We start from the raw sequence: 5596 nt of genomic DNA, 5'->3' as shown, positions 1-5596 counted from the left end.
GGCGCGCTGTTGGTGTGCAGGGTGCTGAACACCAGGTGGCCGGTGAGCGAGGCTTCGAGGCCGATCGACACGGTTTCCTTGTCGCGCATTTCGCCGACCATGATCACGTCCGGATCAGCCCGCAGGAAGGAGCGCATCACGGTGGGGAAATCCAGCCCGGCCTTGCGGTTGACCTGCACCTGGCGCAGGCCCTTCTGGGTGATTTCGACCGGATCCTCGGCGGTCCAGATCTTGGTGTCCGGGGTGTTGATCGAACCCAGGATGGAGTGCAGCGTGGTCGTCTTGCCCGAGCCGGTCGGGCCGCACACGAAGAAGATGCCGTAGGGCTTGGCGATGGTCTGCTTGAGGCGCTGGAAGTTGTTCTCGAGCAGCCCAAGCTGCTCGAGGGGCAGCGGCTCGCTGTTGGCGAGCAGACGCATCACCACGTCTTCCATGCCGCCGGTGGTGGGCACCGTGGCAACCCGCAGCTCGATGTCCAGCGGGCCGAAGCGGCGGAACTTGATCTTCCCATCCTGGGGCTTGCGCCGCTCCGAGATGTCGAGATCGCACATGATCTTGATGCGGGTGACGATCGGGCTGCGGTAGCTGGACGGCACTTCGATGTAGGGCACCAGCGAGCCGTCCTTGCGGAAGCGGATCTGGGTCTTCTCCTTGCCGGGGCGCGGTTCGATGTGGATGTCGGAGGCGCCCTGCCGGTGGGCGTCGATGATGATCCGATTGACCAGCTTGACGAGCTCGTTGTCGGCGGCAGCGGAGACATCTTCGGCCGTCGAGATGCCGTCACCGTCGTCGTCGTAGAGATCGGACAGCAGCTCGGTGACCGACGAGTCATCGTTGGAGGCGCCGAAGAACTGCTCGACGGTCTGGAGGAACTCGACGTGGGTGGTGACCAGATAGACCGGATGCGCCTTGGGGAAGACGTTCTGCACCATCCGCGAGGCAATGGCCTGCTCGGGGTCGGTGACGAGGATCAACATGCCTTCGGGGCTTTCCTCGAGGGGCACCCACTGGGCCTGCTGGATGTAATCGCGCTTCAGGTTGCGCAGCAGATCGAGCGGCTTGACCCGGTCCGGCCGAAAAGGCTCGTAGGGCACGCCGAAGAAACGCGAGATCGCACCGCCGATGTCCGCCGGCTTGAGGTGATAGTCGGCAATCAGCAGCTCTTCAAGGAGCACGCCGCGCTCGCGGGCGGCGCTGGTGGCGGCCTCAAGCTCGGCGGCGGTGAGCTTGGCGTCATTCACCAGCCCCTCGTACTTCGACTTGGGCTGGATCAGGGAATGGCGGCGCTGGGCGAAGGCGATCGCCAGCGTCTGCCCGAGGCCCTGAATGCCCTCCTCGGCAATCGCCGAAAACACCTCGCTGTTACGACTGTTGATGAGCTGGATGACCCCCAGCACCTCGCCGTCGTCCGGGTTGGCGATGGGCGCCACGAGCATCTGGTGGCAGCGGTAGCCGGTGCGCTCATCCACCTCGCGGCGGAACTCCATCCGCGCGGAGATCTTCTTCAGCTCCCGCTCGTCGTAGGCGTCGTGGATGTTGAGCATCTGGCCGGTGAGGGCCACGTAGCCCGCCACGCTGTTCTCGGCGATGGGCAGGCGGATGGTGCGGATGCTGTGCAGGCCGGTCTTGACCCGCGACGAGATGGTCGTCCGGCTTTCGTCGACCACGTAGATCGTCAGCCGGTCGGCGGCGAACAACGCGCAGATGTCGGCCGACAGCTCGAAGATGATCTCGTCGATGTTCTCCGTTGCGTGCACGCGGTTGGTCACCGCCTGCAGGCCCTTGAAAAAGGCCAGCCGGCTTGCGACGTCGCCCGCGATGCCGCGCGGGGCAGGTGTGCTGCTAGTGGATTTCGTCATATCTGGAAACACGAACCGATCGAGGTTGCCGCCCATGCGTGGATGCCGGTACTACGGCGCACAGGCGCGTCAACTTTAGCCCGAATGAATGGCTAGATGATGAACTCGAGTCCGTTGTAGAGCGCCTTTGGCTGAAAACGCCCGCGATAGTTGCCGATCTCGTCGACGGTGATCTGGGCCCGGCTAGGCTTGAGGTGCGTGATCCACACCTCCGGCGAAACCTTGATCCGGTCGAGGAACAGCGCCAGCAGACTCGGGCACAGGTGCCGCGAGGCAATGGCCAGATCGTGGAGGGCGTCGGGAAACGCCGTCTCGACCAGCAGGTAGCGCAGATCGGGAATGTCGTTGATGGCGGCGATCAGCGGCTCGGAATACGTGGTGTCGCCCGAGAACACCAGACTGCCGGTATCGCAGGACACCTGATAGGCCACCGCCGGTACCGTGTGCAGCGCCGGCAGCGCGGTCATCCTGCGGCCGCCGCCGATGTTGGCGCTCTCGCCAATGTGCATTTCCTGAAATCGCAGGAACGGGTTGCCCCGATCGGGAATCGACGAGAAATCGGGCCAGATCAGCCAGTTGAAGATGTGCGAACGCAGGATGCGGAGGGTTTCGGGCGAGCCATGCACGACGATCGGCATCGAACGGGCTTCGCCCACCGTATCGACCAGCAGCGGGATCATCGCGATGTGATCCAGGTGCGCATGGGTGACGAAGACGTGGTCAATGCGCAGCAACTCGTCGAACTCGAGATCACCGACCCCGGTTCCCGCATCGATGAGGACGTCGTCGTCCACGAGCAGGGCCGTCGTGCGCTGATCGCGCCCGCCGATACCGCCACTGCACCCCAGAACCCGCACCTTCATCTTATTCTCGTGGAACTCCGCAAGTGCGGTTGTTGGTCTGCCAAATGCAACCGACACGAATCGGATGCCAGCGCATCAGAATACGATTCCGTCAGGACAGCGGCCGCCAGAAAAATCACGTTCGTCCCTCGTGCAGCTTACTGGGACGTCGCCTGCGAGAAAAACTCCATCTTCACGCCAGCGATTTCGATGATGTCGTGGTCGCTCAGGCGATGGGCCTGGGCATCCAGGGAGCGCCCATTGACCACAGGAAACACCGTGCCTTCGACGTGGGTGATGAAGTAGCCATGGGGCCGCCGGGTGATCACCGCCACCTGCAGCCCGGGCTTGCCGAGCGTGGTGAGCGACTTGGAAAGCTCGAGCGTGCGGCCCGCATGGGCGCCGCTGAGGATCTGGATCATGCCGAGGGCTGCCACCGGCGGCGGGGCCGAAGCGCCCGTCGATGTGACGATCGCCGCGGCTTCCGCGCCCGACAGGCCGCTGTCGGTTTCGACCGCAACCTGGGCGAAGGACATGGCTTCGTCCTGCTCGGACGGCGAACCACCGCCATCGGACAGATACTTGAGGCGATACTTCCCCAGTTCGATCACATCATTGTTCTTCAGAACATGCTTCTTGACCGGCTGACCGTTCACGTAGGTGCCGTTCGTGCTGTTCATGTCCTCGAGGAAGGCATCGTTCAGGATGGTCACGATCGCAGCGTGGTCGCCACTGATCGCCAGATTGTCGATCTGGATATCGTTGTGCGGCTTGCGACCAATGGTGGTGCGCTCCTTCTCGAGCACCATCTCCTTCAGCACCAGACCATCCATGCTCAATATCAACCTGGGCATCACTCTTCCTATCTCAATCCAGCTTAATCAAGCTCGGCTCCGAGCCGTCCCGACTCGCACGACGACACAATGACAGCCGATATATTATCCATCCCGCCCCGATCGTTTGCCAGATCAACCAGATGCGCTGCAGCCAGCTGGGGGTTCCCCCCCAGCGCGCCGAGCACGTGGGCAATATCGGCATCGGGAAGCATCTCTGTAAGCCCATCCGAGCAAAGAAGATAGACGTCGCCCGGCAAAAGCGTGGAAATTGTCACATCCGGGACCACATTCGCCGAGACGCCCACCGCCCGGGTAAGCAGCCCCTTCAAGCCGATCGGGGCGCTTGACTCGGATTCAATCATGCCCGCCTCCCACTGCTCCCGCAACACGCTGTGGTCACGGGTGAGGCAGGTCAGCACATCGCCACGCAGGCGATAGAGCCGGGAATCGCCCACATTGCAGGCGACCAGCATCCCGTCGCGACGGAAGCACCCGGCAACGAGGGTCGTGCCCATTCCGCGGAGGGCCGGATCACCCGAGGCGGCCGAGAACACGGCGCGATTGGCATCGGCCACGGCCACCAGCAGATCCCGCTCCACGACCGGTTCGTCACCACACGCAGCGATCCGCTCGACCCACGCATCGACCGCGAGCCGCGCCGCAACACCGCCGCCCGCATGGCCGCCCATGCCATCGGCCAGGGCGACAATGCCCCGATGCTCGTCACAGAAGACGTAGTCTTCGTTGCGTGCGCGGACCTGCCCGACATGGGACTCGAGGGCCATCCGCCATTGAGGACTCGAATCGCTCATCGCGGCGACGCCGGCGGAAAGACGCCCGCCAGGAGAAAGTGTTCAGGAAACCGGCACATCGCGTCGATTACGTGATCGGAATAATGAAGGGGCGCTCGGATTCTAGCGCCACCGGCACGGTGCGCGAGAACGCAGGACAAAATAAAAACCGCGCCCGGGCGGTGAAGCCTCGGGCGCGGTTCTTGTAACGCACAGGCCGGGTTACAGCATGGCCTTCAGCAGCTTGCCCATCTCGGACGGGTTGCGCGTCACCTTGAAGCCGCACTCTTCCATGATGGCGAGCTTGGCATCAGCGGTGTCGGCGCCGCCGGAGATCAGTGCGCCAGCATGGCCCATGCGCTTGCCCGCGGGGGCAGTCACACCGGCGATGAAGCCGACGATCGGCTTCTTCATGTTGGCCTTGCACCACATGGCGGCTTCAGCTTCGTCCGGACCGCCGATTTCGCCAATCATGATGACGGCGTCGGTGTCGGGATCGTCGTTGAACATGCGCATCACGTCGATGTGCTTCAGACCGTTGATCGGGTCACCACCGATACCGACGGCGGAAGACTGGCCCAGACCGATTTCGGTCAGCTGGGCAACAGCTTCGTAGGTCAGGGTGCCGGAGCGGGAAACCACGCCGATGCGACCCTTGCGGTGGATGTGGCCCGGCATGATGCCGATCTTGATTTCATCGGGGGTGATGAGACCCGGGCAGTTCGGACCCAGCAGCAGGGTCTTCTTGCCGCCGGCGGCTTCCTTGGCCTTCATCTTGTTACGCACTTCCAGCATGTCCCGGACGGGGATGCCTTCGGTGATGCAGATGGCCAGGTCGAGGTCGGCTTCAACGGCTTCCCAGATGGCGGCAGCGGCGCCAGCGGGCGGCACGTAGATCACGGAGACGGTGGCACCGGTTTCAGCGGCAGCTTCCTTGACGGAACCGTAGATGGGCACGTCGAGGATCTTCTCGCCAGCCTTCTTCGGGTTCACGCCGGCGACGAAGCAGTTCTTGCCGTTCGCGTACTCGATGCACTTCTCGGTATGGAACTGACCGGTCTTGCCGGTGATGCCCTGGGTGATGACCTTGGTGTCTTTGTTGATCAGAATGGACATTCGGAATCTCCTTACTTGACCGCGTCGACGATCTTCTGGGCCGCTTCGGCCATGGTGTCGGCAGCGATGATCGGGAGACCCGAATCACGCAGGATCTGCTTGCCGATGTCTTCGTTGGTGCCCTTCATGCGGACGACCAGCGGAACCGACAG

General features: G+C 63.2%; 5 protein-coding genes and 1 pseudogene. All 6 read right to left on the bottom strand.

Features of this window, described 5'->3' with window-relative positions; translation table 11 throughout:
- Nucleotides 1-1859: GspE/PulE family protein (locus Q0672_RS11235; protein ID WP_298622228.1), on the bottom strand; the 1859-nt coding region annotated here is incomplete at its 3' end.
- Nucleotides 1860-1951: 92 nt separating this feature from the next.
- Nucleotides 1952-2722: a 3',5'-cyclic-nucleotide phosphodiesterase gene (locus Q0672_RS11230; RefSeq protein ID WP_153162756.1), complete on the bottom strand. Its 771-nt coding sequence runs from the start codon at nucleotides 2720-2722 to the stop codon at nucleotides 1952-1954.
- Between the two features lie 137 nt (nucleotides 2723-2859).
- A complete protein-coding gene (locus tag Q0672_RS11225) occupies nucleotides 2860-3555 on the bottom strand; it encodes an FHA domain-containing protein (protein WP_153162755.1) in 696 nt (231 codons plus the stop codon).
- 23 nt (nucleotides 3556-3578) lie between these two features.
- Nucleotides 3579-4349 carry a protein phosphatase 2C domain-containing protein gene (locus Q0672_RS11220; RefSeq protein WP_153162754.1) on the bottom strand — a complete coding sequence of 257 codons (771 nt, stop codon included), beginning with the start codon at nucleotides 4347-4349 and terminating at the stop codon, nucleotides 3579-3581.
- 201 nt (nucleotides 4350-4550) lie between these two features.
- Nucleotides 4551-5444 carry a succinate--CoA ligase subunit alpha gene (gene sucD, locus Q0672_RS11215; protein ID WP_153162753.1) on the bottom strand — a complete coding sequence of 298 codons (894 nt, stop codon included), beginning with the start codon at nucleotides 5442-5444 and terminating at the stop codon, nucleotides 4551-4553.
- A gap of 11 nt (nucleotides 5445-5455) precedes the next feature.
- Nucleotides 5456-5596, bottom strand: a pseudogene (gene sucC / locus Q0672_RS11210) (succinate--CoA ligase subunit beta); the annotation flags it as partial.

It is taken from the genome of uncultured Zoogloea sp., from assembly GCF_937894855.1.
GTDB lineage: Bacteria > Pseudomonadota > Gammaproteobacteria > Burkholderiales > Rhodocyclaceae > Zoogloea > Zoogloea oryzae.
Note: the sequence above shows the minus strand (reverse complement) of the source record. Positions and strands in the feature narration are given on the sequence as shown.

Bases quoted from the DNA above. Each gene is read 5' to 3' on its own strand.
- sucD (WP_153162753.1), bottom strand. From the start codon at position 5,444: ATGTCCATTCTGATCAACAAAGACACCAAGGTCATCACCCAGGGCATC.
- Q0672_RS11220 (WP_153162754.1), bottom strand. From the start codon at position 4,349: ATGAGCGATTCGAGTCCTCAATGGCGGATGGCCCTCGAGTCCCATGTC.
- Q0672_RS11230 (WP_153162756.1), bottom strand. From the start codon at position 2,722: ATGAAGGTGCGGGTTCTGGGGTGCAGTGGCGGTATCGGCGGGCGCGAT.
- Q0672_RS11225 (WP_153162755.1), bottom strand. From the start codon at position 3,555: ATGCCCAGGTTGATATTGAGCATGGATGGTCTGGTGCTGAAGGAGATG.